The sequence below is a fragment of the Bradyrhizobium sp. NBAIM01 genome (genome assembly GCF_020194115.1).
Taxonomy (GTDB): Bacteria; Pseudomonadota; Alphaproteobacteria; order Rhizobiales; family Xanthobacteraceae; genus Bradyrhizobium; species Bradyrhizobium yuanmingense.
In genome coordinates this window covers 59,626-85,438 of sequence record NZ_JADYVU010000013.1, presented here as the reverse complement: position 1 = coordinate 85,438, position 25,813 = coordinate 59,626, and the positions used below count along the sequence as shown (strand labels likewise).

25 protein-coding genes are annotated in these 25,813 nt (G+C 64.6%); 12 read left to right on the top strand and 13 right to left on the bottom strand.

Annotation, left to right across the window (positions count from 1 at the left end):
* Window positions 1-17 precede the first annotated feature (17 nt).
* Entirely contained in the window at window positions 18-1,391 is a 1,374-nt protein-coding gene (locus I6F31_RS29690) for an FAD-binding oxidoreductase (protein WP_225186523.1), read from the bottom strand.
* A gap of 107 nt (window positions 1,392-1,498) precedes the next feature.
* On the opposite strand from I6F31_RS29690, the gene I6F31_RS29685 reads away from it, so the two are divergent.
* Window positions 1,499-2,407, top strand: a complete 909-nt coding sequence (locus tag I6F31_RS29685) for a LysR substrate-binding domain-containing protein (protein WP_225186522.1) — start codon at window positions 1,499-1,501, stop codon at window positions 2,405-2,407.
* A 238-nt stretch (window positions 2,408-2,645) separates the two neighbouring features.
* On the opposite strand, the gene I6F31_RS29680 is transcribed toward I6F31_RS29685, so the two are convergent.
* Together I6F31_RS29680 and I6F31_RS29675 are read right to left on the bottom strand one after the other, a co-directional pair.
* Window positions 2,646-6,038 carry an adenylate/guanylate cyclase domain-containing protein gene (locus tag I6F31_RS29680; RefSeq protein WP_225186521.1) on the bottom strand — a complete coding sequence of 1,131 codons (3,393 nt, stop codon included), beginning with the start codon at window positions 6,036-6,038 and terminating at the stop codon, window positions 2,646-2,648.
* 435 nt (window positions 6,039-6,473) lie between these two features.
* Window positions 6,474-7,712 (bottom strand): MFS transporter, encoded by a 1,239-nt coding sequence (locus tag I6F31_RS29675; RefSeq protein ID WP_057029789.1) that lies wholly within the window; start codon window positions 7,710-7,712, stop codon window positions 6,474-6,476.
* Window positions 7,713-7,842: 130 nt separating this feature from the next.
* Here I6F31_RS29675 and I6F31_RS29670 point away from each other — a divergent pair, with 130 nt between their 5' ends.
* On the top strand, window positions 7,843-8,451 hold the full coding sequence (locus I6F31_RS29670; RefSeq protein ID WP_057029790.1) for a TetR/AcrR family transcriptional regulator: 609 nt from the start codon (window positions 7,843-7,845) through the stop codon (window positions 8,449-8,451).
* 345 nt (window positions 8,452-8,796) lie between these two features.
* On the opposite strand, the gene I6F31_RS29665 is transcribed toward I6F31_RS29670, so the two are convergent.
* Both I6F31_RS29665 and I6F31_RS29660 read right to left on the bottom strand, forming a co-directional pair.
* The gene (locus I6F31_RS29665) at window positions 8,797-10,170 is read right to left on the bottom strand and encodes a PleD family two-component system response regulator (RefSeq protein ID WP_036025582.1); all 1,374 of its coding nucleotides are present in this window, start codon (window positions 10,168-10,170) and stop codon (window positions 8,797-8,799) included.
* 14 nt (window positions 10,171-10,184) lie between these two features.
* Entirely contained in the window at window positions 10,185-10,550 is a 366-nt protein-coding gene (locus tag I6F31_RS29660; protein ID WP_008566616.1) for a response regulator, read from the bottom strand.
* Between the two features lie 242 nt (window positions 10,551-10,792).
* Between I6F31_RS29660 and I6F31_RS29655 the strand changes: the two genes are divergently transcribed.
* The 3 genes from I6F31_RS29655 to I6F31_RS29645 are packed head-to-tail and all read left to right on the top strand — an operon-like array spanning window position 10,793 to window position 12,794.
* Window positions 10,793-11,104, top strand: a complete 312-nt coding sequence (locus I6F31_RS29655; RefSeq protein ID WP_036015155.1) for a DUF3572 domain-containing protein — start codon at window positions 10,793-10,795, stop codon at window positions 11,102-11,104.
* The gene (locus tag I6F31_RS29650; RefSeq protein WP_225186520.1) at window positions 11,101-12,387 is read left to right on the top strand and encodes a DNA polymerase IV; all 1,287 of its coding nucleotides are present in this window, start codon (window positions 11,101-11,103) and stop codon (window positions 12,385-12,387) included. The genes I6F31_RS29655 and I6F31_RS29650 overlap by 4 nt, the downstream gene beginning before the upstream one ends.
* Window positions 12,387-12,794 carry an ACT domain-containing protein gene (locus I6F31_RS29645; RefSeq protein ID WP_225150142.1) on the top strand — a complete coding sequence of 136 codons (408 nt, stop codon included), beginning with the start codon at window positions 12,387-12,389 and terminating at the stop codon, window positions 12,792-12,794. Before I6F31_RS29650 ends, I6F31_RS29645 begins: the two co-directional genes overlap by 1 nt.
* A 101-nt stretch (window positions 12,795-12,895) precedes the next feature.
* Here the strand turns inward: I6F31_RS29645 and I6F31_RS29640 are convergent, their stop codons facing one another.
* Window positions 12,896-13,297 carry a RidA family protein gene (locus I6F31_RS29640; RefSeq protein ID WP_018646938.1) on the bottom strand — a complete coding sequence of 134 codons (402 nt, stop codon included), beginning with the start codon at window positions 13,295-13,297 and terminating at the stop codon, window positions 12,896-12,898.
* 224 nt (window positions 13,298-13,521) lie between these two features.
* Window positions 13,522-14,367 carry a cell envelope integrity EipB family protein gene (locus tag I6F31_RS29635; protein WP_225150144.1) on the bottom strand — a complete coding sequence of 282 codons (846 nt, stop codon included), beginning with the start codon at window positions 14,365-14,367 and terminating at the stop codon, window positions 13,522-13,524.
* Between the two features lie 231 nt (window positions 14,368-14,598).
* Between I6F31_RS29635 and I6F31_RS29630 the strand changes: the two genes are divergently transcribed.
* The 4 genes from I6F31_RS29630 (at window position 14,599) to I6F31_RS29615 (ending at window position 17,738) form a co-directional block, all read left to right on the top strand.
* Window positions 14,599-15,066, top strand: coding sequence for a RidA family protein (locus tag I6F31_RS29630; RefSeq protein ID WP_036015166.1), 468 nt, complete (start codon window positions 14,599-14,601; stop codon window positions 15,064-15,066).
* A 6-nt stretch (window positions 15,067-15,072) separates the two neighbouring features.
* Entirely contained in the window at window positions 15,073-15,819 is a 747-nt protein-coding gene (locus I6F31_RS29625) for a glycerophosphodiester phosphodiesterase (protein WP_225113840.1), read from the top strand.
* A gap of 198 nt (window positions 15,820-16,017) precedes the next feature.
* On the top strand, window positions 16,018-17,259 hold the full coding sequence (locus tag I6F31_RS29620) for a GNAT family N-acetyltransferase (protein WP_225150146.1): 1,242 nt from the start codon (window positions 16,018-16,020) through the stop codon (window positions 17,257-17,259).
* Window positions 17,260-17,312: 53 nt separating this feature from the next.
* The gene (locus tag I6F31_RS29615) at window positions 17,313-17,738 is read left to right on the top strand and encodes an HIT family protein (RefSeq protein ID WP_057029794.1); all 426 of its coding nucleotides are present in this window, start codon (window positions 17,313-17,315) and stop codon (window positions 17,736-17,738) included.
* 121 nt (window positions 17,739-17,859) lie between these two features.
* Here the strand turns inward: I6F31_RS29615 and tsaA are convergent, their stop codons facing one another.
* From tsaA to I6F31_RS29595, 4 genes are all read right to left on the bottom strand, one after another.
* On the bottom strand, window positions 17,860-18,351 hold the full coding sequence (tsaA, locus tag I6F31_RS29610) for a tRNA (N6-threonylcarbamoyladenosine(37)-N6)-methyltransferase TrmO (protein ID WP_036025594.1): 492 nt from the start codon (window positions 18,349-18,351) through the stop codon (window positions 17,860-17,862).
* 32 nt (window positions 18,352-18,383) lie between these two features.
* Complete coding sequence (locus I6F31_RS29605; RefSeq protein WP_036015173.1) at window positions 18,384-18,734, bottom strand: AzlD domain-containing protein; 351 nt, start codon at window positions 18,732-18,734, stop codon at window positions 18,384-18,386.
* Window positions 18,731-19,471: an AzlC family ABC transporter permease gene (locus tag I6F31_RS29600; RefSeq protein WP_074448010.1), complete on the bottom strand. Its 741-nt coding sequence runs from the start codon at window positions 19,469-19,471 to the stop codon at window positions 18,731-18,733. Before I6F31_RS29600 ends, I6F31_RS29605 begins: the two co-directional genes overlap by 4 nt.
* A 153-nt stretch (window positions 19,472-19,624) precedes the next feature.
* Window positions 19,625-20,578, bottom strand: coding sequence for a lytic transglycosylase domain-containing protein (locus tag I6F31_RS29595; protein ID WP_225150148.1), 954 nt, complete (start codon window positions 20,576-20,578; stop codon window positions 19,625-19,627).
* Window positions 20,579-20,666: 88 nt separating this feature from the next.
* On the opposite strand from I6F31_RS29595, the gene I6F31_RS29590 reads away from it, so the two are divergent.
* Window positions 20,667-21,305, top strand: coding sequence for an HAD family hydrolase (locus I6F31_RS29590; RefSeq protein WP_225148399.1), 639 nt, complete (start codon window positions 20,667-20,669; stop codon window positions 21,303-21,305).
* Here I6F31_RS29590 and I6F31_RS29585 read toward each other — a convergent pair.
* Both I6F31_RS29585 and I6F31_RS29580 read right to left on the bottom strand, forming a co-directional pair.
* On the bottom strand, window positions 21,302-22,342 hold the full coding sequence (locus I6F31_RS29585; RefSeq protein ID WP_036025605.1) for a phenylacetaldoxime dehydratase family protein: 1,041 nt from the start codon (window positions 22,340-22,342) through the stop codon (window positions 21,302-21,304). The two genes, I6F31_RS29590 and I6F31_RS29585, sit on opposite strands and share 4 nt — an antisense overlap.
* Before the next feature lie 28 nt (window positions 22,343-22,370).
* Window positions 22,371-23,387, bottom strand: a complete 1,017-nt coding sequence (locus I6F31_RS29580) for a carbon-nitrogen hydrolase family protein (protein ID WP_128265338.1) — start codon at window positions 23,385-23,387, stop codon at window positions 22,371-22,373.
* A 194-nt stretch (window positions 23,388-23,581) separates the two neighbouring features.
* Here I6F31_RS29580 and I6F31_RS29575 point away from each other — a divergent pair, with 194 nt between their 5' ends.
* Together I6F31_RS29575 and I6F31_RS29570 are read left to right on the top strand one after the other, a co-directional pair.
* Window positions 23,582-24,538, top strand: a complete 957-nt coding sequence (locus tag I6F31_RS29575) for a helix-turn-helix domain-containing protein (protein ID WP_225135735.1) — start codon at window positions 23,582-23,584, stop codon at window positions 24,536-24,538.
* A 149-nt stretch (window positions 24,539-24,687) separates the two neighbouring features.
* Window positions 24,688-25,713, top strand: a complete 1,026-nt coding sequence (locus tag I6F31_RS29570; RefSeq protein WP_036015181.1) for an aldo/keto reductase — start codon at window positions 24,688-24,690, stop codon at window positions 25,711-25,713.
* The last annotated feature ends 100 nt before the right edge of the window (window positions 25,714-25,813 follow it).

The following is a 25,813-nucleotide window of genomic DNA, read 5'->3' as shown; positions in this document are numbered from 1 at the left end:
AAATCGTCAGCCGGCAATCAGGCGAGCGGCCGGATGTTCTGGTTCATCCGGAAGAAGTTCGTAGGGTCGTATTTCGCTTTGATCTGCTGCAGGCGCCTGTAGTTCCGCCCATAAGCAGCGGCAACCGGATCGCCTGTCTCATCGTCGTCGAGATAATTGACATAGCGTCCTGAGGCAAAGAAGGGCCGCATCCTTTCATAGGTTGCGCGTGCCCACGAGATGCTGCGGCTGGTATCGCTGGCCTGCGTCCATTGCGCGAGGATCAGGAAATTGTAGCCCTCCTGCCGATGCACAAATGCCGTATCCCCGGCACCCACGCGGGCCGCCGCACCGTGGATGTGCTCGAGCAGCAGCTGCCCCATCGGAGTCGGGCAGCGGGCGAAGCATTCGATCATCGTCGCGATCGCACCATCGCTCAGCTCCGTGAGGAAGTTCGACTTCCAATAGTTGAACGCGCCTTTCGGATAGTTGGCGTCGAGCATGCGGTTGAGCTCGCAATAGGTCATCGGTCCGACCGCATCCAGAATGGGAGGCCCGAACTGTTTCAGCGGCTGCATCGCTCGTTCGGCCTCGGCGACTGGACCGCAGTGGCTGGTAACCAGGGCCGCGACCTCCCTGCCGGACCCGTCGGGCGCATGGGTCAGGGATGCGAACAGCATGTGCTCGTCCGTGAGCGATCGCGTGCTGGTCCGGAAAAATTCCAGCACGTCGCGGGAACGCTCGATAGGGTGAACGATCGGGCCGCCGGTGATGATCGGCCCTACCGTATGGAGGTCGTATTCAAGACTGGTGGCAATCCCGAAGTTTCCGCCGCCGCCGCGCACGGCCCAAAATAGATCGGGCTGCTCTTGCTTGCTGGCCCGCACAACCTTGCCATCGGCGGTGACGAGTTCGACAGCCCGCAGATTATCCAACGCGAGGCCGTACTTGCCCATCAGCCAGCCCAGTCCTCCGCCGAGCGTCAGGCCCGCGATGCCGGTGGTCGAGACCACGCCGCCGGTCACCGCAAGTCCGTGAAGCTGCGTTTCTCGATTGAACTCGCCCCAGGTGACCCCGCCCTGCGCCCATACGGTCTTGCCGATCGCGTCGACCCGGACCCCCTTCATGGGTGAGAGGTCGATCATGATCCCGCCGTCGATGGTTGCGCGCCCGGCCACATTGTGGCCACCGCCGCGAACCGCGACCTCGAGGCCGAGCTTGGTCGCAAGTGCCACGGCATCCACGACATCAGCCGCACTGCGACATCTGGCAATCAATGCTGGCCGTTTGTCGACCAGCCCATTGTGAACCTTGCGCGCCTCGTCGTAGCCCTCGTCCGCTGGCTTGAGCAGTTCTCCTCCGAAGGAGGCGCTAAGTTCGGCGGCAGCGCTGGCAACAGATGCGATGGACATGACACGAACTCCCTAGCTTGGCCCGCCACATCCTCGATCGCGGGCTGTCTCAGAGCAAATCCGAAGAATTCAGGTGACGATGAACTGATTTCACCTACACTCGCCGCATGCACAAGCTGCCGCCCCTGATCGAGCTCCGCGCTTTTGAGGCTGCCGCGCGTCATCTGAGCTTCAAGAAAGCCGCGGCAGAACTCGGCGTCACGCCGACCGCGATCAGCCACCAGATCGGATTGCTCGAGCAGTATTGCGGCCGCGCCCTATTCCGGCGCAGACCACGCCCTCTTTCGTTGACCGATGCCGGCGCGCGGCTGTTTCCCGCCATTCGCGGCGGACTCGAGGCGTTTGCCGCTGCCATTGCGTCCCTCAAGCAGGAAGGTGACGAGCAGCCGCTCCGGGTTACGACGACCAACGCCTTCGCTAGCCGCTGGCTCGTGCCCCGCCTGCCCCTGTGGCGGAAGTTGCATCCTGACGTGCCATTGGAAGTGATCGGCACTGACACCGTGCTCGATCTGCAGGCCGGAGACAGTGACGTTGCCATCCGTTATGCGACCAGCCGCGTACCGCCGACAGACGGAATCGTCGATGAACTCTTCAGCGATACGTTCTGGCCGATCTGCAATCCGGATTTGCTTTCAACCGGACGGCTGAAGAGACCAGTCCACCTCGCAAAGCACGTTCTGATCCACTCCTATTGGTCGCCGGCCGATCGTGAGCCACCGACGTGGCAGAGATGGCTCGGTTTGGCCCAGCGCCGGTGGCGCGAGGTGCCCCAATACAAGGACCTGCAGCACTTGAGTTTCCGGGAAGAACTGCACGCCATCGAGGCGGTGATCAGTGGGCAGGGCGTGGGGATCTTCAGTGATGTGCTCGTGGCACACGACCTCGCCGCCGGCACGCTCGTGAAGGCATTCTCGTTGAACCTACCCGGCTACAGCTTTTATGTGGTCAGCAGGCCAAGCCACCCGCGCGCGCGGACCATTCGGGTCTTTTCGCAGTGGTTGCGGTCGAGTACCTGATCCGGACCGGAAAGGGTCAGCACAAAGTGCGAAGCCGGGAGAGGTCATGCGAATAACCCGAAGCGCGACCAGCAGCGCGGACCAACTCCAGCTGCGAACCGGAGCGACGGGGCCGACCCGAGAATTGACGGCGCCGAGCAGGTCACCGTACGTGTCTTTAGGGTGCAGCGGAGTCGCGAAAACCGAGAACGTTACGGAGCTCCAATGGAGCGCGCTTACGACAAGCTCCACGTTACACTCAGAGTTCTTCCAGCAGCGCCTTGCTTTCCTTCAAGTCGCGAACGTCGAAGCCCTCGTTGAACCAACCGTAGACCGGCGCGAGAAGACCGCGTGCTTCATCACCCCTGTCCTGATCACGCCAGAGCCGGGCGAGACTGACGGCGGAGCGAAGTTCCCAGAGTTTCGCCTCCTGCTGGTGAGCAATCGCAATGGCGTGGCGAAACTCGGTCTCCGCATCGGCCTCCGCGCCTGGCCGAGCCCTTAGCATCAACTCGCCTCGGCGCCGATGCAGCTCGGCCTCGAACCACCGCACCCCCGATTTCTGGGTTAGTGCCAAGGCGTCGGAGAGTTGGCCGAGCCCCGTTTCATATCGTGCTCTCTTTGCCTCGGCTGCTGCGAGCTGCGCAAGGTAGAACGGAAGAGTCCATGCTGCGCCGGACGCCTGGAATCCCTCGATGCCGCGCCGCAGTAAGTCCACCCCGGCCTCGGGGTCGCCGGCTTCGGCCAGCGTCCAGCCGCGATATGCCGTCCCCATCGCGAGAAAGAAGGCAAAGCGCTGCTCGGTGGTGAGCGCAACCAGCTCGTCCGCCCGTTGCCCAACCATGCCCGCGTCTTCGAGCACGAAATGCAACCGGCAGGCAACGCTCAGCGCGAATGCGAGGCTGATCGGGTGCGACGAATCGCGGGCCTCTGCCAGGGCGTCACTGCTCTGCACGCGCGCCTGATCGGCGAAGCCAAGAAGGCCACACGTAAGCGAAAGGAACGAAAGCATCGCCACGCGGGCGTTTTCTGCGAACAGGGCCGTCAGAGAGCGCTGCTGCGCCGGATCGTAAAGGGCGAGCCCCCGCTCGAGATGGGTGCGCGCCAAGGCCAATTGTCCGCGATGAAGCCAGCTATCGCCGACTGCCCGATGACCGGCGACAAGAATGGCCGCATCGTTCTGTCGCCCGGCCAAATCGAGCAGATTCTCGGCGATGCGATGCGATCGGTCCGTTTCACCACGGACGTGATAATGCACGAACTCGCCCCAGAGTGCCTTGAGCAGATTCGGCGTGTCGTTGAGTGCCTCGCAGAGGCAACGCGCCCGGGCGTAGGCCCTGCCGGTCTCTTCGGCCGCGTGGCCCTTCGCGGCGATCAGTGCACCGCCGAGCGCGAGTTGAAGTTCAGTTTCGGTGCGCTGGCGCCCGGGAGCATCCGGCAGTTGAGATAGCAAATCAAGCGCCTTTCGCATCTGCGCGATTGCTTCTGTCATTGCCGATCGAGCCTTTGAACGCTCACCAGCCTCCTGCCAATAGGAAACCGCCTTTTCGGCCAAGCCCGCATGTCCGCAGTGGTGGGCGAGGATTTCCGGCTGCTCTTGGATGCCTCTAGCGAGCCTCTCCTCGAGTGCGCCAGCGATCCGAGCGTGCAGCTCGCGTCGTTGACCGCGCAACATTGTGCCGTATGCCGCATCCTGGACCAGTGCATGTTTGAACAAGAAATTGGCGTCGGGCGGCTCGACACTCCCAAACACGAGTCCGGTGTTGATCAGCCGGTCAAGCGCCGCCCGCAACTCGTTGTCGCACCGCTGTGCGACCGAGGCCAGCAGATCATAGGAGAACTCGCGGCCAATAGCTGCGCCGATTTGTGCCACCTCCTTGGCGATCGGCCCAATCCGGTCGAGCCGCGCCATCAACGAAGCATGTAGCGTGGCCGGTACGGCAAGTCCGGGCAGCGGCGCGAAGGAGATCGCTCGCGCGATACTCTGGGGGCTTGTTTCGAGCACCGCTTTGGTCAACTCCTCAACGAACAGCGGCACACCATCCGTACGTTCAGCAATTTCATTGACGATTTCGGTCGGCAGCGTCTGGCCACCTGCCACGCTCCGGATCAGCGCAGCGCCCGCATTCTGGTCGAGCCGGTTCAGCACGAGCAAGCTGACATGCGGCTTTCCGGTCCATACTAACTGGAACTCGGGGCGGTAGGTGATCAAGACCAAAACCGGCAGGCTTGCTACGCGATCGACGGTTCGGTCCAGCAGCTCGCGCGAGCTTGGATCGATCCATTGCATGTCCTCGAACACGATTATGATTGGACGTCTTTGCGCGAGAGCTTCAAGCTGGCGAACCAGAGCGGCGAAGCTTCTCTCCTTCTTTTGTTGCGGCGTACTCGTAACCGGTAAGTATAGATTATCGTTGGGGATCGACAGAAACTCCGCCAGGATCGCCGCGTCCTCGTTGGGCGACAATGCAGGCGACAGGAGCGCTCGAAGTTTGTCGAGCTTGGTCGTCGGTGTGTCCTCACGATCGAAGCCAGCCGCTCGCTGGAGTTGTGCGATGAAGGGGTAAAGCGCGCTTTCCTGATGATGAGGCGAGCAGAAGTAGCGCAAGCAGGTGTGCGGCTCTCGCTCGATACGCTCCTGAAGAGCCGCAACGAGGCGCGACTTGCCGATCCCCGCCTCGCCGACAAGCAGCATGACTTGACCGGTACCCGCCCGCGCATGGCGCCAGCTCCGCTCCAACCGCGCGAGGTCTTCCTCACGCCCAACCAGCGGGGCGAGGACCGAAGGGTGCAACGCCTCGAACCGGCTCTCCGCTGTTCCCTCACGAAGCACCCGCCAGGCTTGCACCGGTGCGGCGAAGCCCTTCAGCGTCACGGCGCCGAGATTCTCGTAGTCAAAGAGCCCGCCGATGAGCCGCCGCGTGTCCTCAGGGATGACTACCCCATCCGGTTCGGCGAGCGCTTGCAGTCGAGCGGCAAGGTTCGGCGTCTCGCCAAGCACGGCCTGCGCCTCCGCCGCTTCGCTGCCGATAAGGTCACCTACGACGACGAGGCCAGTCGCGAGCCCAAGACGAACCCGCAGCTCGAACTCGGCTGGGGCTCCCGACGCGTGCCTGGTCGCGGCGATCTCAAGCGCAGCGCGCACTGCGCGTTCGGCATCGTCCTCATGCGCTGAAGGATGACCGAATAGTATGAGCATGCCATCGCCGATGTAACGGCTGACGGTGCCACCGTATTTGCGGACGACCGCCGCTACGCTATCGCGGTACTCAGCAATTATGTCCCGTAGATCTTCCGGATCGAGCTTTGTCGCAAGTGCCGTCGAGCCGACGAGATCGCAGAACATCACTGTGAGCTGACGACGCTCGGCGGAAGAACTTGGTGCGGCCAACAAGCCTGCGCGCTCCGTGACCGGTGGCACGATGGACGTCGCTGCGCCGGCCCCTCTCGTCATTTGCGGCGGTACGGTCGGCGTGAGCGCGGCACCGCAGTCGCCACAGAAGTTCTTGCCTGTCGGATTGTCGCCCCCGCACGCAGGGCAGCGAAAGAACAGCGGCGCGCCGCAATCGCCGCAGACCTTCGTTCCCTCCGGGTTGACTCTGCCGCAATTCGCGCAATCCATGGCCGCACCCGATCGAATTCCGACCGACATGAGTTCGCGTCGGTCTATGGGCGAATCTTGAGAGCGCGCTCTTTCAAGATTCTCTTCCCTCAGCCGCCTACCAAGCGCCAAGCATGATCAAACTCACAATGACCAGGAAGTAGACACAGGCGATAGTCGCAGGGAAAATGAGCCAGCCGGGCGTCATCGTTGCCTCCCGAGCGGTTGTCTCGAAAGCTTAAGCTGGCCGGCGCGATTAGGATTATGAACTGGCTAACACTCTGCAACTCAAGCCCATTTTCAATCTGAGAAGGCTGACCACAGCCTGACACGACCCAAACGCGAAATTGGCAAGCCCATGAACGACCGCCTGCCGAGTCGACGAAAGGTTCTCTCGCACGTCAGCAACCGAGCGCTTTGAGGCAAATGCAAATTTGTGAGAACGGCAGCGGTGCAAGGCCAAGGAAAACGACCACCCGCCCCGCCCTACGCTGTCCGCAGCACTGGCGTGGGCGGCTGCGACGGCCTGACAAGCGCGAACGCGACCTGCACGATCCCGCCGGCAAGGCCGAGCGCGACGCCGATGCGCCAGGCCATCGTGTAGGAGCCGAGCGCGTCGTAGAGCAGCCCGCCTCCGTAGGCGCCGAGGAAGCTGCCGATCTGGTGGCTCATGAAGGCGAGGCCCTGGATCATCGCCTGCCAGCGCAGGCCGAACATCTCGGCGACCGCGCCCGCGACCAGCGGGCCGACGCCCATCCACAGAAAGCCCATGATCGCGCCGAACAGCAGCGTCGAGAACGGGCTTGCCGGCAGCATGAAGTACCAGGCGAGTGCGAGCGAGCGCAGGATGTAGATCCCGCCCAAGAGCGCCAGCTTGTTCCAGCGTTGGCCGGCCCAGCCGAAGAACAGCGAGCCCAGCACGTTGAAGCCGCCGATCATGCCGAGCGTCTGCGCGCTCAGCATCGGATCGAGGCCGCAGATCGCGAGATATGACGGCAGGTGCGTGGTGAGGAACACGAGCTGCATGCCGCAGACGAGATAGGCGCAGGTCATCACCACGAAGGAGGCATTGCCGAACGCGGTCCTCGCCGCGGCTGCAGCCGTGGCATCATCGATCTCGTCGGCCGCCGGCTTCGGCAACGGAATCTTGTCGACGCGCCCGGCATACCAGGCCGCAGGGATCATCAGCACCGACATGATGACGAAGCCCGCGAGCCCGACGCGCCAGCCAAAGCCCTCGTTGAGCATCTGTCCGATCGGCGCCGAAAGTAGCGCGCCGAGCGAGCCCGCGCCGGAGACGATGCCGAGCACGGTCGAGCGCACCGTCTCCGGCACCGCACGTGCCGCCACCGACATCGCGATCGCCGCCGCGGTGCAGGCGAGCGAGGTCCCGATCAGCACGCCGGCGCCGATCATGATGCTGAGAAGCCCATTCGCCGTTGCCATCAGCGCGAGGCCCGCGATGTACATCAGCGCGCCGGCGACCATGATCGGGCGGAAGCCGTAGCGCACGGTGAGTGCACCGGCGGGCGGCTGCAGGAAGCCCCAGGCGAGGTTTTGCACGGCCAGTGCAAGCGTGAAATCCGAGATCGAAATGTGGATGTCGTGCGTCAGCGGCTGCATGAAGATACCGAGCGACTGCCGCAGCCCCATGCTCAAGGTCAGCATGATCGAGGCGCCGATCAGGATCGGCAACGTCGGACGCAGAACCTGCAGCAGGGGCATTTTTCTTCTCCCTTTTGGGCGCGGCACGCGTGCCGTCGTCTGCTTTTGCCGATGTTTTTGGGTACACAGACCTGTGCACTTAGGCTATAGATGGAAGCGGCTGTCAAGCGAACAGGACGCTTAGCTCCGCATGGCTCCCCCGCCTGCCCCACAGACGATGAAAGAGCGGATCCTTCAGACCGCCGACAAGCTGTTCTATCTGCAAGGCATTCGCGCCATCGGCGTCGATACCATCGCGGCCGAGGTCGGCATCAGTAAGCGCACGCTCTACAATCACTTCCCGTCCAAGGACGCGCTGATCGCGGCCTATCTCGAGCGCCGCTTCGTCAGCGCACGCCTTTCGGACAAGCCGCCCGCCGAGCAGATCCTCGCGACGTTCGATTCGCTGGAGCGGCGCTTCGCGGCGAAAGACTTTCGCGGCTGCCCATTCGTCAATGCGGTCGCCGAGCTCGGCCCCGGCGACCGCGCCGTGAAGAAGATCGCGATCGCCTTCAAGGAAAGCCGCCGCCTCTGGTTTCGCGACCGCCTGACCGAGCTCGGCGTTGCCGAAGCGGACGCGCTCGCGACGCAGCTGGTGCTGCTGGTCGACGGCTCCATCGCGCAGGACCTCGTGCGCGATGATCCGGCGATGGCCAGAGCCGCGAAGGAAGCGGCGAAGGTGTTGTTGCGGAATGCGGGGGTGGATGTGGGCGAGGATGCGAACCCGGCGGAGAAACGGAGCAAGCGCGCTCCAGACTAACCGCTGTCGCCTGATCGCTCGCTGTCATCACCCGCGAAAGCGGGTGATCCAGTATTCCAGAGACAGTGAAGCTAGACCCGAGACGCTGCGGCGCACTGGATTCCCCGCTCCAGTGCGCGACTGCGCACAAGGCGGGGAATGACACCGGGATTTGTGGAGAAAGCGCGGGCGCCTGACTACCCGTCAGGACCATTTCGCGACCCTACCAATATGCTCCTGTTTTGCCCGACGGGTCAAACGACGCCGCTGCCGGCGCAAATTATCTCGCCACCCGCGTAACCCATTGACCCGCTCGCGCCGGCTACTGTGCATGGGGTTGTTTTCGCAACTTTGCGCGGACGGCCCTCACGCCGCCTGCGACACCACGCGATTGCGGCCGTCGTGCTTGGCGCGGTAGAGCGCGGTGTCGGCGCGCTTGAGGACGTCGGCCACCGCCTCGCCCTTTCGCTCCAGCGTGGTCAGCCCGATCGAGATCGTGACCTCGATGCGCTTCGCACCCTTGTGAATCGCGAAGGGCTCGCCCGCGATCGAGCGGCGCAGGCGCTCGGCGACCATGCCGGCGACGTGGAGATCCGTCTCCGGCATCACGATGACGAATTCCTCGCCGCCGTAGCGGCAGGCGAGATCAATGCCGCGGATCGATTTGCGCACCCGCACCGCGAACTCGCGCAGCACGTCGTCGCCGGCATCGTGGCCATAATTGTCGTTGATCGACTTGAAATAGTCGATGTCCAGGATCATCAGCGCCAGCGGCTTGCCGCGGGTCGCGGCCTGTTCGGCGAGCGTTGCCAGATGGCTCTCCATGTAGCGGCGATTGTGCAGGCCGGTGAGCGCGTCGGTGATCGCCATCTCGATCGAGTTCTGCACATTGTCGCGCAAATGATCGGTGTAGCGGCGGCGGCGGATCTGGGTGCGGGCGCGCGCCAAGAGCTCGGTCTTGTCGATCGGGCGCAGCAGGTAGTCGTTGACGCCGATCTCGAGGCCGCGCAGCAGCCGTGTCGAGTTCTCGGGGTCGGCGATCGCCAGGATCGGCACATGGCGCGTGCGCTCCAACGAGCGCGCCTGGCTGCACAGGCGCAGGCCGTCGAAATTGTTGAGGTCGAGCGAGACGATCAGGAGATCGTAGTTGCCCTCGGCGGCGTGGAACAGCGCCTCCGTCGGGTTCGGCTCGACGTCGATGGTGTGCTCGGCAGCGAGGATCGTCGCCAGCCGCTCGTAGGAGGACTGGCGGTCGTCGACCAGGAGGATGCGGCCGCCCTTGCCGGTGTCGGCGATCGCACTGCGCTCGGGCGCCTGCATGCCGATCTCGAGCGAGGTGATGGCGCGCATGCGCAGCTCATCCGTCATCATCTTCAGCCGCGTCAGCGAGCGCACCCGCGCGATCAGCACGACGTCGGAGACGGGTTTGGTCAGGAAGTCGTCGGCACCGGCCTCGAGCCCGCGATTGCGGTCGGCGGGGCTGTCGAGCGCGGTGACCATCACGACGGGAATGTGGTGCGTCGCCGGATCGGTCTTGAGGCGGCGGCAGACCTCGAAGCCGTCCATGTCGGGCATCATCACGTCGAGCAGGATGATGTCGCATTCGGCACGCCTTGAGATCGCGAGCGCCTCGGTGCCGTTCGCGGCGGTCATCACGTCGAAATATTCGGCGGAAAGGCGGGCCTCTAACAGCTTGACGTTGGCGGGAACGTCATCGACGACGAGGATACGCGCGGACACTGTGAACTCACTTCCTATCCGATAAAACGCCGGACCGTCTCAATGAATTTGCCGACCGAGATCGGCTTGGACAAATAGGCTTCGCAGCCGCCCTCGCGGATGCGCTCTTCGTCGCCCTTCATCGCGAACGCCGTGACCGCGACGACTGGAATGGCGCGCAGCTCCGGATCGTCCTTGATCCAGCGCGTCACCTCGAGGCCGGAGACCTGCGGCAGCTGGATGTCCATCAGCACGAGGTCGGGCCGCATCTTGCGCACGAGGTCGAGCGCCTCGTAGCCGTTGCTGGTGCCGGAGGTCTGGTACCCGTGCGCCTCCAACAGGTCGCGGAAGAGCTTCATGTTGAGCTCGTTGTCTTCCACGATCAGGACGGTCTTAGCCATCCCGCCCTCCTGATTGGTCCGAAGGACCGGTACATGTGACGCCTCAGACGCCGCTTCCCGGCGTTTCGAAAACTGGATTCAAACTAGCCTCAGATTCGCTTGAGTTTCGTTAAACCCGAGGGTCCACTTTCTGCGATGTGGTTTCCAGTTGCTTGTCCGGGGCCGGAAGACTTGAGCACGAGACTCGGGCATGATGATTCCAAATTAGAGACCGAAAGTTAACGGAAAGGCAAACCGTCCCCGTGAAAAAGCCTGTTCACAACCCCCGCGAAGTCGCTGAAATCGTTGCGATTCAGGCCCTGTCCTTCGTCGCGGGCGAGCCTGAGCGGCTGGGCCTGTTCCTGGCCGAGACGGGGGTCGGTCCGGAGACCCTGCGCAACGCCGCCGCGGACCCGAATTTCCTCCTCAGCGTGCTCGATTTCGTGATGCGGGACGATGCCACGGTGAAGGCCTTTGCCAAGGTGGCGGAACTGCACCCGACCAACGTTGCCGCGGCGCGGCAGGTCCTCGGCGATGCGCTCGGTGACCCCTCCTGGGAGCGCGACGTGCCGTGAGCGTCCCAGAGCCGGCCGGGCCCCGCTGCTTCTGCCGGGATTGTCTGGCCGATCTGAATATGGGCCTGCGGCGCTGCTCGGCCTGCGGTTCCCCCCGCCTCGTCCGCCACCGCTCGCTCGCCGGCCTGACCATCGCCCATATCGACTGCGACGCCTTCTATGCGACGGTCGAGAAGCGCGACAACCCTGACATCGCCGACAAGCCCGTCATCATCGGCGGGGGCAAGCGCGGCGTGGTGTCGGCGGCCTGCTACATCGCGCGCACCTATGGCGTTCGCTCGGCGATGCCGATGTTCAAGGCATTGGAAGCCTGCCCGCATGCGACCGTGATCCGCCCGGACATGGCAAAGTACGTCCGGGTCGGCCGCGAGGTCCGCCAGGCCATGCAGGCGCTGACGCCGCTGGTCGAGCCGCTCTCGATCGACGAGGCCTTCCTCGATCTCTCCGGCACCGAGCGGGTGCACGGCATGATCCCCGCCAAGGTGCTGGCGCGCTTTGCCCGCGACGTCGAGCGCGACATCGGCATCACCGTCTCGGTCGGCCTGTCCTGCAACAAGTTCCTGGCCAAGATCGCCTCCGACCTCGACAAGCCCAGAGGCTTTGCCGCGCTCGACCAGGAGGAAGCGCGGTTGATGCTGGCGGAAAAGCCGGTCGGCTTCATCTTCGGCGTCGGTCCCGCGACGCAGGAACGCCTGGTGCAGCGCGGCTTCCGCATCATCGCCGATCTGCAGAAGGCCGACGAGATCGAGATGATGCGGCAGTTTCCGAGCGAGGGCCGCAGGCTGTGGCGGCTCGCACGCGGCATCGACGACCGCCGCGTCGAGCCTGACCGCGGCGCCAAGACCATTTCAAGCGAGACGACGTTCGAGACCGACATCCGCGATTTCGCGACGCTGGAGAAGATCCTGTGGCGACTCTGCGAGAAGACGTCGTCGCGCCTGAAGAGCAGCGAACTCGCCGGCTCCACCGTGACGCTGAAGTTGAAGACCGCCGATTTCCGCCAGCGCACGCGCTCGCAATCGATCGCCGCCCCGACGCAGCTGGCCGCGAAGATCTTCTCGATCTGCCGCGAGATGCTGGCCAAGGAAATCGACGGCACCGCCTTCCGCCTGATGGGCGCCGGCGTCAGCGCGCTGCGCGAGGGCTCGGCGATCGACACCGACATGCTCGACCGCCGCGCCGCCCACGCCGAACGCGCGGTCGACAGCCTGCGCAAGAAGTTCGGCAGCGCCGCGGTGATCCGCGGCATTGCCTATGAGGGCCCGGAGAAGGCGCAGGAGTGATGACGGGTGAACGCGATCTCAATGCGCTGCTGAGACTGATGAAGCCGGAGCTGCGACCGGGCACCTTCGTATTTTGCACGATCGCGGCAGACGAGACTATTCCCGCAGCAGTCGATCCGCTCCTGATCTTCCGCGAGCCGGAGGGCACAACGGTCGTAGCACCGCTGGAGGATGCCGAACGCGCAGGACTGCGCTACGAATTCGCCTCACGCCTGATCACGCTCACTGTTCACTCCGCGCTCGATGCGGTCGGCTTCCTGGCGGCAATCACGGCGCGCCTCGCCGACGCCGGCATCAGCGTGAATGCCGTGTCGGCGTTCCACCACGACCATCTCTTCGTATCGTCCGACAGAGCCGACGAAGCGATGGCGGCTCTACAAGAGCTGTCAGAGGCGAAGCACTCATAGCAGCTGTAGCCCGGATGGAGCGGAGCGCAATCCGGGACAGTGCTCCGTGGCGACAGGCTTCCCGGATTACGCTTGCGCTTCATCCGGGCTACAGGAAAACCTCAATCCGCAACCGCGACCGCCTCGATCTCGATCAGCCATTCCGGCGCAGCGAGCGCGGAGACGCCGACGAGCGTCGAGGCCGGCGGCTCCATGCCTTCGAAGAAGGCCGAGCGGGCCTTGCCGATGATGGGCCGCAGCTCCGGCTTGTAGTTCACCACGAAGGTCGTGATCTTGACGATGTTGGAATAGCTCGCCCCCGCGGCCTTCAGCGCGAGGCCGAGATTCTGCATCACCTGGGTGGTCTGCGCAGCGATATCGCCCTCGCCGACGATCCGGCCCTCCTCGTCGGTCGAGACCTGGCCGGAAATGTAGATCGTGCGCGCCCCCGTCGCGGTGACGACGTGGGAATAGGCTGGATTGTGATGCAGGCCGCTGGGGCGGAGATGGTCGAGCTTCGGCATGGGCTGGCTCCCCGAATTTGTGGTTGGGAGGGAGCGTAGCGGGAGAGTGTGACGAGAGCTAGCCCCGTCATTGCGAGGAGCGAAGCGACCAAGAGAGATCTCGTAAGGTGGGCAAAGGCGCACTTGCGCCGTGCCCACCATCTATCAACGATTATCGAGAGAAAGCGTGGGCACGATCCGCTTTGCCCACCCTACGACGCTGCTCGCGACGAGAGACCTAGCCCTCAATTACAGGGCTTGCTGTCCTTCACGTCGAACTTGCCCATGGCGCCGGAGATGACGAAATCGTTGTAGTCGAGCATGAGCTGGCGCGAGACGCCGTTCTCGTAGAGCTCGAACGCCATCGCATAGACCGGCGTCTGCTCGCCCTCCTTCTGCTGGGCCTCGCGGTCGAAATAGCTGACGGTGACTGGCCAGCGCTTGAGCGACTTCATGTGCTCGTCCGCAGTCGACGGATCGGACGAGGTGGCGCGGTCGGCGGGGATCGGCTGACCGATCACGGTCAGCGTGTTGTAGACCTTCTGGCCGTCATCGGAGCCGTCATAGACGGAGAGCTCCAGCAGCGATTTGCCTTCCTTCGCGGCGGCGATGATGCGCTGGATCTGCTCGGTCGGGAACACGATCTTGCCGTCGAGCGTGAACGTCTTCGGCGCCGGCAGCCTGAGCTTGACGTTGATGTGGTCGCCGTCGCGCTCGGCCGAGCCGTCGACGCGGCCGGCATCCGTCTCGTTCATGCGCGTCTCGATCTTGAAACGGTAGCTCTTGCCGGCGGCGTCCTCCCAGGAGTTGGAGCGGAGGTCGCTGAGCGTGACCTTGCCCTCGCCGCTGTCGAGCTCGGAGACCTGGCGGAATTCCGAGGTATAGCCCTCGCAGGCGTTCCCCGTGAAATTGTAGAGGATCCGGCCGCGGGCGCTATTGACCGAATTGGTACGCGATTTGACGAGGCGGAGATCATACAGCGCCTGGTGCGCGAGAAACGGACCGTTGGCGGCCTCGGCTACGCCGCCAAGGCCGACACTGGCCGCGGCAAGCGCCATCACACCGAGCGAAGTCCGGAAAAGATGCACCATGTCTGTTCCCTGAGGAAAGCGCAGATTCGACATTTTAATGACCGTTCCATTGCGCCGCAACTGAGGCCGTCCACGTAAAATTGCCCCTCCACGTTGAACCTGCCGGCCAGCCTCAACAAAATGCAGCCCCTCCGGTTGCTTGCATGTGGCGGCACGATGGGCGAAACAGGGCGCGCCCGGCCATCCAGGGGACGCGCCGGAGCGAAGGATTTTTGGACAACGAGGTCGGACATGGCGGGCACGGTCGAGCAGAAACTGGCGGAGCAAGGCATCAAGCTGCACGAGGCCCCCTCCCCCGTCGCCAACTACGTGCCCTTTGTGCGCACGGGCAACCTCCTTTTCGTCTCCGGCCAGGTCTGCTTCGACCCCGCCGGCAAGCTGATCGCCAAGGGCAAGCTGGGCGCCGGCGTCTCGATCGAGGACGGCGCCGCAGCCGCGCGCGGCTGCGCCGTCAACCTGTTGGCCCAGGTCAAGGCGGCGCTCGGCGATCTCGACAAGGTCGTACGCGTGGTGCGCCTCGGCGGCTTCATCAACTCGGCCCCGGATTTCCTGGATGGGCCGAAGGTGCTCAACGGCGCCTCCGACCTGATGGTTGCCGCCTTCGGGGACAAGGGCCGCCACGCCCGCACCACCGTCGGCGTCGCCTCGCTGCCCGCGGATGCGGCGGTCGAGGTCGAAGGCGTGTTCGAGGTCGCCTGACGCCAAATGCGCGCTCCGGATTGGCTGACAGCGCGGCCGGTCGCCCATCGCGGCCTGCATGACATTTCGCGCGGCATCGTCGAGAACATGCCGGGCGCGGTGCAGGCTGCGATTGCTGGTAGTTTTGCGATCGAGGTCGATATCCAGCTCTCGGCCGACGGCGAGGCCATGGTCCATCACGACCATGCCCTGGGCCGACTCACCGAGGCCACCGGCGAGGTGATCGCAAAGACCGCGACCGAGCTGAAGGCCGTCAGGTTCAAGGACACCGACGAGCGGATGATGTCGCTCGCCGACCTCTGCGCCATGGTCGCCGGACGTGTGCCCCTGGTGATCGAGGTGAAGAGCCATTTCGGTGGCGATCGCAAGCTGGTGAAGCGGATGGCCGAGGTGTTGGCCTCGTATGACGGCCCCGCCGTCGGCATGTCCTTCGATCCCGACCAGGTGCTGGCGCTGCGTGACCTGTTGCCCAACCGTCCGCGCGGCATCGTCGCGCAGCGGAGCTATGAGGACGAGTACTGGGCCAACCTCACCCAAGAGCAGCGTGACAGCATGCTGTACTTGCGCCATGGCTTGCAGACCCAGCCGCATTTCGTCGCCTTCAAGGTCGACCACCTCCCGGCCCCCGCCCCCTGGATTGCCCGCAACCTGTTCGGCTGCGCCCTGCTCGGCTGGACCGTCCGCACCCCGGAGCAGCGGAGCCGGGTCGGGCGGTATGCGGACCAGATGATCTTCGAGGGATTCGTGCCGTAGCACCTCGCGTGTCCCGGACAAGCTGCAACGCTTCAGCGTTGCGGCGCAGAGCCGGGACCCATCTCTCCACGAGCGCGCTGCCACATGGGCCCCGGCTCTGCAGCGCCCGCTGAAGGAGCGCTGCGCTGCGTCCGGGGCACGAGAGCGAGCTTTCTCCACCCCTTGAAGTCGCTGCTGCAATGCACGATCTTGGGCACGATGCCATCATCCGAAATTACGCTCGAGGCCGTCCCGTCCATCGGCGAAGTCTCGCCCGAGGATTGGGACGCCTGCGCGAATCCGGGCAAAGCTTGTAATGGCCATGGCGCGGGAACCTCATCCGCTCTTCCAGGCGATTCCGCCAGCATCTTAAAACTCGCCTATAACCCGTTCGTCTCCCACGCCTTTCTCTCTGCGGCCGAGAAATCGGGTTCGGCCACGATCCGGACTGGCTGGGGACCCCGGCATCTGGTCGCCCGGCTCGGCGGCCGCGTGGCTGGCGTCGTGCCCTGCTATCTGAAATCGCACAGCCAGGGCGAGTACGTCTTCGATCGCGGCTGGGCGGATGCCTATGAGCGCGCCGGCGGGCGCTACTACCCGAAGCTCCAGGTCTCGGTTCCCTTCACGCCGGCCACGGGGCCGCGGCTGCTGGTGCGTGATGGCGTCGATCGCGAGCGTATCACCGAGGCGCTGGCGAGTGGACTCATAGCGCTGTGCGGCGTCAGCAAGGCCTCCTCCGTCCACGTCACCTTCGCGCGGGAGTCAGAATGGAAGCTGCTCGCCGAGCACGGCTTCCTCCAGCGCACCGACCAGCAGTTCCACTGGCACAATGAGGGCTTTGCGAGCTTCGACGACTTCCTGGCGACGCTGAACTCGCGCCACCGCAAATCGATCAAGCGCGAGCGGCGCGATGCACTCGCCGCCGGCGTCACCATTCACTGGCTCACCGGCAAGGACATCACCGAGGATGCCTGGGATGCCTTCTTCGCATTCTACATGGAGACCGGCTCGCGCAAATGGGGCCGGCCGTACCTGACGCGCGAGTTCTTCTCGCTGATCGGCGAGTCCATGAGCGAGGACGTGCTGCTGGTGATGGCCCGCCGAAACGGCCGCTGGATCGCGGGCGCGATCAACTTCATCGGCTCGGACACGCTGTTCGGCCGCAACTGGGGCGCGGTCGAGCATCACCCGTTCCTGCATTTCGAGGTCTGCTACTACCAGGCGATCGATTTCGCGATCAAGCGCGGCCTCAAACACGTCGAGGCCGGCGCGCAGGGCGAGCACAAGATCGCGCGCGGCTACCTGCCGCGCACCACTCATTCCGCCCACTTCATCGCCGATCCCGGCCTGCGCCGCGCCATCGACGATTACCTCAAGCGCGAGCGCGCCTATGTCGCGGAAGCCGGACGAGAGCTCGCCGAGCTCGGCCCGTTCCGCAAAGCGGCCGACGAGGCGCCTTGACGCGTCGCCACGGCTGGTGACAGTAAGCGCAAATCGTTCGAGGAGCCGCCGCCATGACCGCCTACGACACTAACAACATCTTCGCGAAAATCCTGCGCGGCGAGCTGCCCTGCTACAAGGTCTACGAGGATGAGCACGTCTTCGCCTTCCTCGACATCATGCCGCGCGTGCCCGGTCACACGCTGGTGATCCCGAAGGCTCCTGCCCGCAACATCCTCGACATCAAGCCCGACGATTACGCCCATGTCGCCCGAGGCGCGCACAAGATCGCGGCCGCCGCAATGAAGGCGTTCAATGCCGACGGCATCACAGTGCAGCAGTTCAACGAGCCTGCCGGCGGACAGGTGGTGTTTCACCTGCACATGCACGTGATGCCGCGCCACGACGGCGTCGCCATGCTGCCGCCTGCGAGCCGCAAGGAAGACGACAAGGTGCTGCAAGAGCACGCGGCGAAGCTGATGGCGGCGTTGAAGGGGTAGCCGGCGCTGCATCCTCGTCATTGCGAGGAGCTCTTGCGACGAAGCAATCCAGACTGCCTCGGTGGAGGGATCCTGGATTGCTTCGCTGCGCTCGCAATGACGAGGTTGGAGCGGAGGCCCCTCACTCCGTCTCGAAATCGCCCGTCTGCGGCGCGGCCAGCGGCGTGAACTCGCAGCGGTCGGGCTTGATGTCGATCAGCGGCGTGTTGTCGATGCAATCGAGGCCGCGCACCAGGATGGCATTGCCTTCGATGCCGACCAGCTTGACGATCGAGGTGCCGATCGGATTGGGCCGCACCGGCGAGCGCAGCGAAAACGTGCCGCGGGTCTTCTCGTTGTTCTTCGGGCTCTGCAGGACGATGTCGCGGCGCGAGCGGTCGAGCCAATAGAGCACTTCGAGGTTGCTGTAGAAGTCGACGCCCTTGATGGCCGGCACGAACGGCTCGAAGATCTCGAGGCGGCAGATCGGACCGTCGTGACGTCCCTGCCGCGGCGTCTCCAGCCGCGACGACCAGGGCGTGCGGATCCGGCCGATGAAGACGAGGCCGGCATCTTGCGTCGGCGGCAGCTCGATGGCGACCTCGCCCTCGCGGAGCTCCTGTTCGCGAACCATATGTCCTGTTCCCTGGCTGTTCGCTGGCGGTTTTAGCCCAACCACCACTTGCCGGCCAGCATGAAGACTTCGCCCGTGACCACGCCCGCGAAGATCGAACGGCGGGTCAGCAGGAAAACGACGAGCCCGGCACCGACCGCGCCATAGCGCAGGACATCAGGCACGCTGGCCAGCGCGCCCGGTGGCTGGACCACGATCTGGGCGATGACGCCGGCCAGGATCGCGGTGGCGACCGCTCTGACCCAGACCAGCAGCTCCGAGCCCTCGTCGATGCCGCCGCCGAACCACAGGCCCAGCATGCGCCAGATCTGGTTGGGAACGACGCCGGCGACGAACAGGACGGCCAGCGCGTGCCAGTCGCCGATCGCTTGCGCAAAGCTCATGCGCGTACCTCCCGCCACCAGTGCACGCCATAAGCGATCGTCCCGGCGACCACGCCGCTGACGAGGATATCGAGGCCGGAGTTCATCTTCGCCGCCAGCGGATAGAGCACGATGCCCAGCACGAGCGCGACGACGTCGGCGACCTCGCGGCTGTTGCGCGCCGTCGAGAACAGGAACGAAAGCGGCGTCAGCAACAGGATCGCCGCACCAAGCGTCTGCGTCAGGTTGGCGGCGAGGAAATAGCCGACGATATTGGCGACAAGGCACACGGAGACGAGCCCGCAGCCGAGCCCGTGGACGAAGGCGATCCGCCGTTCGCGCGGCACCTGCGGCAGGAAGCGGTGGCATTCGACCCACAGCGTCACTGCGGTGAGATGCGCGGCGAAAATCAGCTCGCGCCGCTTGGTCGTGGGTGTGCGCATCAGCGGCAGCACCGAGACCACCATTGGAAACAGGCGGATGGCGCTGACGGTCACCGCGATCGCCGACTGGATGATGGTGGCGCCCGAGCCGAGCGTGGTGATCAGGATGATCTGCGCCGGACCTGCCCAGACGAACAGCGTCGAGCACAATGCCCAGAGCAGGCTGAAATGGGTGTCGTGAGCGAGCGCACCGATGCCGAGATAGGTCACGAACAGCACGATGGTGAGGATCGTCTGCGTGATCGAGCGCAGTCCCCACCCGAAGGCGCGCCAGGGACTATTCCATTGCGGTGAATCGAGCGGAGGAAGCGCCACGGGAGCTTTGGCCGGTAAGGAATCGTGCCCGCATAACGGGCGAGACGGCGCCTCGCGTCAAGGAACCGCGCGGCGGGGCTGGCATGCGCGGCACATCCACCGCCGTCATTCCGGGGCGCTACACTTGGCGCGAACCCGGAATGACGGCTCATCCTACCCCGCCACACCCCTGTTCCTCAGCACGAAACACGCCCCGCCCGCCTTGCGGATGCGGTTGCACAGATCATCAGCCTCGGCGCGCGTATCCGCGCCGATGCGGACCTGATAGAACGCGCGCGTGCCACGGCTGCGCATCACCGAGGAGAGCAGGCTCGGATCACGCTCGCCGATCACGGTGCTCAGTTTCGTCACGGCCCGGGAATACATCGCGAGCGCCCTGTTGCGGTCGAAGCCGGCCGCGAGCTGCACGCCCCAGATCTTTGCGGCTGCAAGCTCGACATGCTGCTCGAGCTCGGCGACGAATGGATTGGGAGCACGCTTGAGCAGCGCGATCAGATCACGGCAGCTCGTCGTCGGCGAGCTCGGTGGTCCCTTGCCGGTGCTCCCCGCCTTGGCCCAGGCATCGACGCTGGTGCCGGTGATGGCATACACGTAATTGCGGGTCTGCTCCGGCATCGGCCCGGTGCCGGCGAGCCATTCCTGCACGCGCCGAGGGCCGGCATTGTAGGCGGCCGCGGCAAGGCCGAGATTGCCGAACTGGTTGCGCAGCTCATTCAGGAATTCGGCCGACTTCGGCAAGGCCTGCACTGGATTGAAGGGATCGAGCAGCCCGCGCTCGCTGGCAGTGCCGGGCATGAACTGCGCGATCCCCTGCGCATGCTTGCCGCTGCGCGTCATCGGCCCGACCGCATCGGCCTGGAAGCGGCTTTCCTGCCAGATCACGCGCGCGAAGAATTCCAGCGGCAGGCTGTTGTCGCGCGCGGCTGCCTCCACGATCAGGCAAATTGACTCCCGCGTGTCGCTCGCGGGCGCGTCGTTCGGCTTCTCCGCCGGCTTCTCGGGTTCCGCGGCCTTCGGAGCCGCATCGGGGGACGGCGCCTCCTCTGCAAGCGCCGGCGCCAGCAGGAGGACTTGGGACAAGACAGCAATGACCCGAGCAATTTGCATGGCATTGACGCTATCGGACAAATCGGACCTTGACTTGGAACCAGAGCCAACTAGCAACAGACGGCAGTATCAACACCGGTCATGCCCGATGGTGACAATCTTTTTTGATCTCGACGGCACGCTGACGAACCCGAAGCCCGGGATCACCCGCTCGATCCAATATGCGCTGGAACGGCTCGGCGTTCCCGTGCCGAGCGAGGACGAACTGACCTGGTGCATCGGCCCTCCGCTGCTTGCCAGCCTTCGCAAGCTCACCGGAGCCGATGAGCTCGCCGACCGAGCACTGCTGCTCTATCGCGAGCGCTTTAGCGATATCGGCCTGTTCGAGAACGAGGCTTACAGCGGAATTACGGACACGTTATCTTCGCTCGCAGCGACACGTCAGCGCATGTTCGTGGCGACCAGCAAGCCCGCCGTCTACGCCAGCCGCATCGTCGATCATTTCGGCCTGAAGCCGTATTTCGAACGCGTGTTCGGCTCCGAGCTCGACGGCACGCGTGTCGACAAGCGCGACCTGCTTCGCTACGCGCTCGACGAGACCAGCGTCGATGCGAACAGCGCGCTCATGATCGGCGACCGCAGCCACGACGTGGTCGGCGCCCGCACCAACGGCATGACCGCCATCGGCGTGCTCTACGGCTATGGCAGCGAAAGCGAGCTGCGGGAGGCCGGCGCGCATCACATCTGCGCGGCACATCCCGAGCTGCTCGGCCATTGTGTCGCTTAGGTGCTGACAGTTTCGACCGCCGCTAGCATGCCTGTCTTCGGGTGACAGTTCAGATATTCGAAGAACTGTTCGTCGGCGGCCGCCACCGTCACTTCGTGATAGAGCCGCAGCTTGGCTGACGGCCCGAGCGTCGACAGATATTTCATGGCCGCGCCGAAGATCCTGACATGGGTCGGATGCGACTCCGCCCAGCGTTCGAGCGCGGCGAGGCTCTTCCACCAGCTCTGCCCGTAGGATTTTTCGCTCGCGCTTCCGTCGGCCGCCAGCACCTGCATGTAGCGGTTGGCATAGCAGCCAATCGCGAGGCCATCATCGCGCAGAAAGTCCATGCCTTCGCGTAGCACCGGTTCGACGTCGTCGAGATAGAGCTTTCGCTCGGATGCTTCCGTATCGCTCCAGTCCTGCCCGGACCGGATCAGGCAGAGATTATCGTGCGCCACGACTCTCAGCCGCGGGCCGTCGCAAATCAGCTCAGGCGCGCCACCAGGCGCCATCGCATCAGTCTGCGACAGCGGGATACGGTCGCGCATCCCGCCCCAATAGGCGTGCTCCTGCACCTCGCCGCTCATGCCCTCCGCAACGACGGCGACACCTTCCGGCCGATCGGGCGAGGAGAACAGCGTCTCGTGACGGGCCACAATAGGACGCAGCACCTCGACGAAGGTACCGATGCCTTCGCGTTGCCGCCCGGTCCACATCTCGCGAGCCTGCGCGAACCAGGCATCAAAGCGTGCGAGATCGTCCCAATAAGCGACCGTGACAACATTCTCGCTGCCGGACTGATCTCTATAGCTTGCCCGGTCCCAATGCGACGGACCGCCATCCATTGCGAACAGTCCTGCGAGTTCTTTCAACGCGTCAATTGCTGCCTCCGGTGCCGCACCGCCATACTGAACACCGAAATAGGCCATCACGACCCGGCTGACCGAAGGCTTGTAGCGCGCCACGAAGGACGGATATGGCGGCTGGTAATCGTCCGGCACGCGCTTGTGGCGCGTGCGTGGCGTTTCGAGATGCGCAGGAATTGCGGATTCCATAGCGATGCCCTCCCCGTGATCGCCGCGTTCAGCTTGCCGCCGCCGCAATGTCCATAGGCTCGACAGTGTCGACCGGCAGCGCGAACTGCTCGACCCGCTGGTACCGCTTCTTGTTGAGCAGCAGCCGTGTGACGTCGGGCCGCGAATAATGTCCGGCGGGATCGGCAGCATTCTTGGCAACGCCAATGGCGCCGAGATCGATCTCGGCGATCAGCAGGCCTTCCTGATCGGGTGCCAGCTTGTCCCCGATCTGACTGCCGTCGGGGCCGTAGATGGCCGCAAAGCCGCCGCCCGCATGCAACAGCGCATTCTTGTCCGGCCGGTCGCAGAGCTCGTCGATCATGGCCTGCGAGACGGTGGCGCAAGGCGCGAGCACGAAGCAGGAGCCTTCCACCGCATAGACGCGCGAAGCCGCGTTGTTGACCTCGGCCCCTAATGCCGGCGCGAAGGGATCGTAGAGCGAGAAGCTCGGCCAGGCCGCGACATGGACCTGCTCGTTCTGAGCGTACATCGCATATTTCGACAGCGGCTGCAGATGCTCCCAGCAGCACAATGCGCCGAGCCGGCCGATGTCGGGCCGCGCATGCACGGCGAGGTCGCTGCCGTCGCCTTCGCCATAGACCGTGCGCTCGGCATGGGTCGGCCGCAGCTTGCGGCGCTTTGCGATGGTCTCGCCATCAGGGCCGATCAGCCATTGCGCGAGGTAAAGGCTGCCGCCGTCGCGCTCGGACAAGCCGATCACGGCGGTGAGCCTTGCCTTGCGCACGGCCTCGCGCAGGCGCTCGGCCTGCGGGCTGTCATAGGACAGCGAGTTGTCGAAATAGCGCTGCACGAAGCCCCGCCCGATCGCCCAGGCCGGGGAGTCCAGCCAGATGTGCCAGGGGTAGCCGGGGATGAAAGCTTCAGGAAAGGCGATCAGCTTGGCGCCCTTTTCCGCGGCCTCCCCGATCAGCGCGATCGACTTGTCGATCGAGGCGTCGAGATCGAGCCAGGCCGGTGCCGCCTGCACCACCGCAACCTTGTATTTCGGATGTTCGATGCCCATTGCCGCCTCCATTGCCGGTTGATCGCAAGCCACGTCCGATGCAGTCTATTTGGCCAAGCTGGGCGGCCAGGCGCTCGACCACGGCGGAACAAAAACTCGACTGGAAGGGATCGCCCGGTACGGAATTTGCCTCCGGTCAGGCTCGATCTGCGCCAACATGCGGTTTTGCAGGATGTGAAAGGGAGGCTGTCCTGATGCCAATCCAGTTCACGACAGACGGCAGTCCCGGCTACCGGCGGCTCGCGCTCTGGCAGGACATCGTCTGCGACGTCTTCGTCGGGCTCGACTGCAAGTCCGACCTCGGCAGCGCCTTTCATGGCTCGGTCACGCAGGCCTCGCTCGGCAAGGCCGTGTGCTCCGAGGTCTGCTCGGACCGCCAGCACGTCTTCCGCACACCGTCGCGCATCGCGCGCTCGGATCAGGGTTTCGTCCTAGTCGCACTCGGCAATCGCGGCAACGGTGGCGTTGTACAGGACGGCCGCGAGACCGTGATCCACCCCGGCGAGTTCGCGCTCTACGACACGACGCGCCCGTACGAGCTGAAGTTCAACGACAGTTTTACGCAGACCATCTTCAAGGTCCCACGCGAGATGCTGCAGCGGCGGCTCGGCGGCACCGAGACGCTGACAGCAATGTCATTTGGCGCCGACGCACCGCTCGAGCGGCTCGCCTATGATTTCATTGTCCGGCTCTGCCAGAATGCGGATAGCTTGGCTCTGGATACGGCTACGGCGCTGTCGGAGCAGGCAGTTGATCTGCTTGCGATGGCATTGAGCGAGCGGCTCGGCAAGTCATCGCTGCCGTCCTCGACCCACCGCTCGGCCCTGCTCTACCGAGTGAAGGCGCACATCCGCGCGCACCTCACCGATCCCGATCTCTCGGTCGCTGAGACCGCAGCCGCGCTCGGCATCTCGCCGCGCTATGTCAACGATCTTCTCGCAGACGAGGACACCTCCTTCCAGCGTCATGTCCTTGCCGAACGCCTCGCCCGATGTCGGAGAGATCTCGCCTCGCCTCTGCTCGCCCATCGCCACATCAGCGAGATCGCCTTCGCCTGGGGCTTCAACGACCTCTCGCATTTCGGCCGCGTCTTCCGCGAGCATTTCGGGATGTCGCCGCGCGACTTCAGGCAGAGTCAGCTGCGGCATTGAGGTGCATTCCAGCAGGCTGTCATCTGCACGATCAGGTCATGCCGAGCAGGGCCGGTATGTGAGCAGGTGATAGGACACGGCGCCTGCTTGCAGTATCTTCCGCCGCCAAGGCCGCCACGATCATTAGCGGCCAGCCAGGGAGCATTCCGATGGAATACCGACGCTTGGGCCGGTCCGGCCTTATGGTGCCTGCCTTGAGCCTGGGAACGGGCACGTTCGGCGGCGTCGGCCGCCTTGCGGCATGGGGCACGACGGACGCGACCGAGGCGCGGCGTCTTCTGGACATCTGCCTCGAGGCCGGCGTGTCGATGTTCGACACCGCGAATGTCTATTCGCTCGGCGAGTCCGAGCGGGTGCTCGGTGAGGCCATCAAGGGTCGCCGGGACAAGGTCCTGATCTCGACCAAGGCGACCTTCCGCTTTGGCGACGGTCCCAACGATATCGGCTCGTCGCGTGAGCACCTGCTCAAAGCCATCGACGGTTCGTTGAGCCGGCTCGGCACCGATTATATCGATCTTTTCCAGCTCCACGGCTTCGACGCCTTCACGCCGTCCGAAGAGGTGCTCTCGACTCTCGACGTGCTCGTGCGCGCCGGCAAGATCCGCTATGTCGGCGTCTCGAATTTCTCGGGCTGGCACCTGATGAAGTCGCTCGGCGTCGCCGACAAGCACGGTTTTCCGCGTTACGTCGCCAACCAGACCTACTATTCCCTGATCGGGCGCGACTACGAATGGGAGTTGATGCCGCTCGGCCTCGACCAGGGGTTGGGCGCCGTGGTCTGGTCGCCGCTCGGCTGGGGGCGCCTCACCGGAAAGATCCGCCGCGGTCAGCCGAAACCGGAAGTCAGCCGCCTGCCCAAGACGGCCGAATTCGGACCGCCCGTCTCGGACGAGCACGTCTACCGTGTCGTCGATGCGATCGACGAGATCGCGAAGGAGACCGGCAAGAGCGTCTCGCAGATCGCGCTGAACTGGCTGCTGCAGCGTCCGACGGTCTCGACGCTGATCATCGGCGCACGCAACGAGACCCAGCTGCGCGAAAATCTCGGCGCGGTTGGCTGGTCCTTGACCAAGGACCAGGTCGCAAAGCTCGATGCCGCGAGCACGGTGACGCTGCCCTATCCCTACTGGCACCAGCGCGTGACCTTCAGCGACCGCAATCCACCGGCGGTGTAGGACAGCTGCATCAAGCGCGCTTGGGTAAGCCGGCGCGCTGGCGGCCGGTTCCGGAACTATCGCGGCCCTGCCCTGTTGGCGCAATACTCGGCATGTGGCC

Coding starts and splice junctions, on each gene's coding strand:
- I6F31_RS29690 (WP_225186523.1), bottom strand. CDS start 1,391: ATGTCCATCGCATCTGTTGCCAGCGCTGCCGCCGAACTTAGCGCCTCC.
- I6F31_RS29685 (WP_225186522.1), top strand. CDS start 1,499: ATGCACAAGCTGCCGCCCCTGATCGAGCTCCGCGCTTTTGAGGCTGCC.
- I6F31_RS29680 (WP_225186521.1), bottom strand. CDS start 6,038: ATGTCGGTCGGAATTCGATCGGGTGCGGCCATGGATTGCGCGAATTGC.
- I6F31_RS29675 (WP_057029789.1), bottom strand. CDS start 7,712: ATGCCCCTGCTGCAGGTTCTGCGTCCGACGTTGCCGATCCTGATCGGC.
- I6F31_RS29670 (WP_057029790.1), top strand. CDS start 7,843: ATGGCTCCCCCGCCTGCCCCACAGACGATGAAAGAGCGGATCCTTCAG.
- I6F31_RS29660 (WP_008566616.1), bottom strand. CDS start 10,550: ATGGCTAAGACCGTCCTGATCGTGGAAGACAACGAGCTCAACATGAAG.
- I6F31_RS29645 (WP_225150142.1), top strand. CDS start 12,387: ATGACGGGTGAACGCGATCTCAATGCGCTGCTGAGACTGATGAAGCCG.
- I6F31_RS29640 (WP_018646938.1), bottom strand. CDS start 13,297: ATGCCGAAGCTCGACCATCTCCGCCCCAGCGGCCTGCATCACAATCCA.
- I6F31_RS29635 (WP_225150144.1), bottom strand. CDS start 14,367: ATGGTGCATCTTTTCCGGACTTCGCTCGGTGTGATGGCGCTTGCCGCG.
- I6F31_RS29630 (WP_036015166.1), top strand. CDS start 14,599: ATGGCGGGCACGGTCGAGCAGAAACTGGCGGAGCAAGGCATCAAGCTG.
- I6F31_RS29625 (WP_225113840.1), top strand. CDS start 15,073: ATGCGCGCTCCGGATTGGCTGACAGCGCGGCCGGTCGCCCATCGCGGC.
- I6F31_RS29620 (WP_225150146.1), top strand. CDS start 16,018: ATGCCATCATCCGAAATTACGCTCGAGGCCGTCCCGTCCATCGGCGAA.
- I6F31_RS29615 (WP_057029794.1), top strand. CDS start 17,313: ATGACCGCCTACGACACTAACAACATCTTCGCGAAAATCCTGCGCGGC.
- tsaA (WP_036025594.1), bottom strand. CDS start 18,351: ATGGTTCGCGAACAGGAGCTCCGCGAGGGCGAGGTCGCCATCGAGCTG.
- I6F31_RS29605 (WP_036015173.1), bottom strand. CDS start 18,734: ATGAGCTTTGCGCAAGCGATCGGCGACTGGCACGCGCTGGCCGTCCTG.
- I6F31_RS29595 (WP_225150148.1), bottom strand. CDS start 20,578: ATGCAAATTGCTCGGGTCATTGCTGTCTTGTCCCAAGTCCTCCTGCTG.
- I6F31_RS29590 (WP_225148399.1), top strand. CDS start 20,667: ATGGTGACAATCTTTTTTGATCTCGACGGCACGCTGACGAACCCGAAG.
- I6F31_RS29585 (WP_036025605.1), bottom strand. CDS start 22,342: ATGGAATCCGCAATTCCTGCGCATCTCGAAACGCCACGCACGCGCCAC.
- I6F31_RS29580 (WP_128265338.1), bottom strand. CDS start 23,387: ATGGGCATCGAACATCCGAAATACAAGGTTGCGGTGGTGCAGGCGGCA.
- I6F31_RS29575 (WP_225135735.1), top strand. CDS start 23,582: ATGCCAATCCAGTTCACGACAGACGGCAGTCCCGGCTACCGGCGGCTC.
- I6F31_RS29570 (WP_036015181.1), top strand. CDS start 24,688: ATGGAATACCGACGCTTGGGCCGGTCCGGCCTTATGGTGCCTGCCTTG.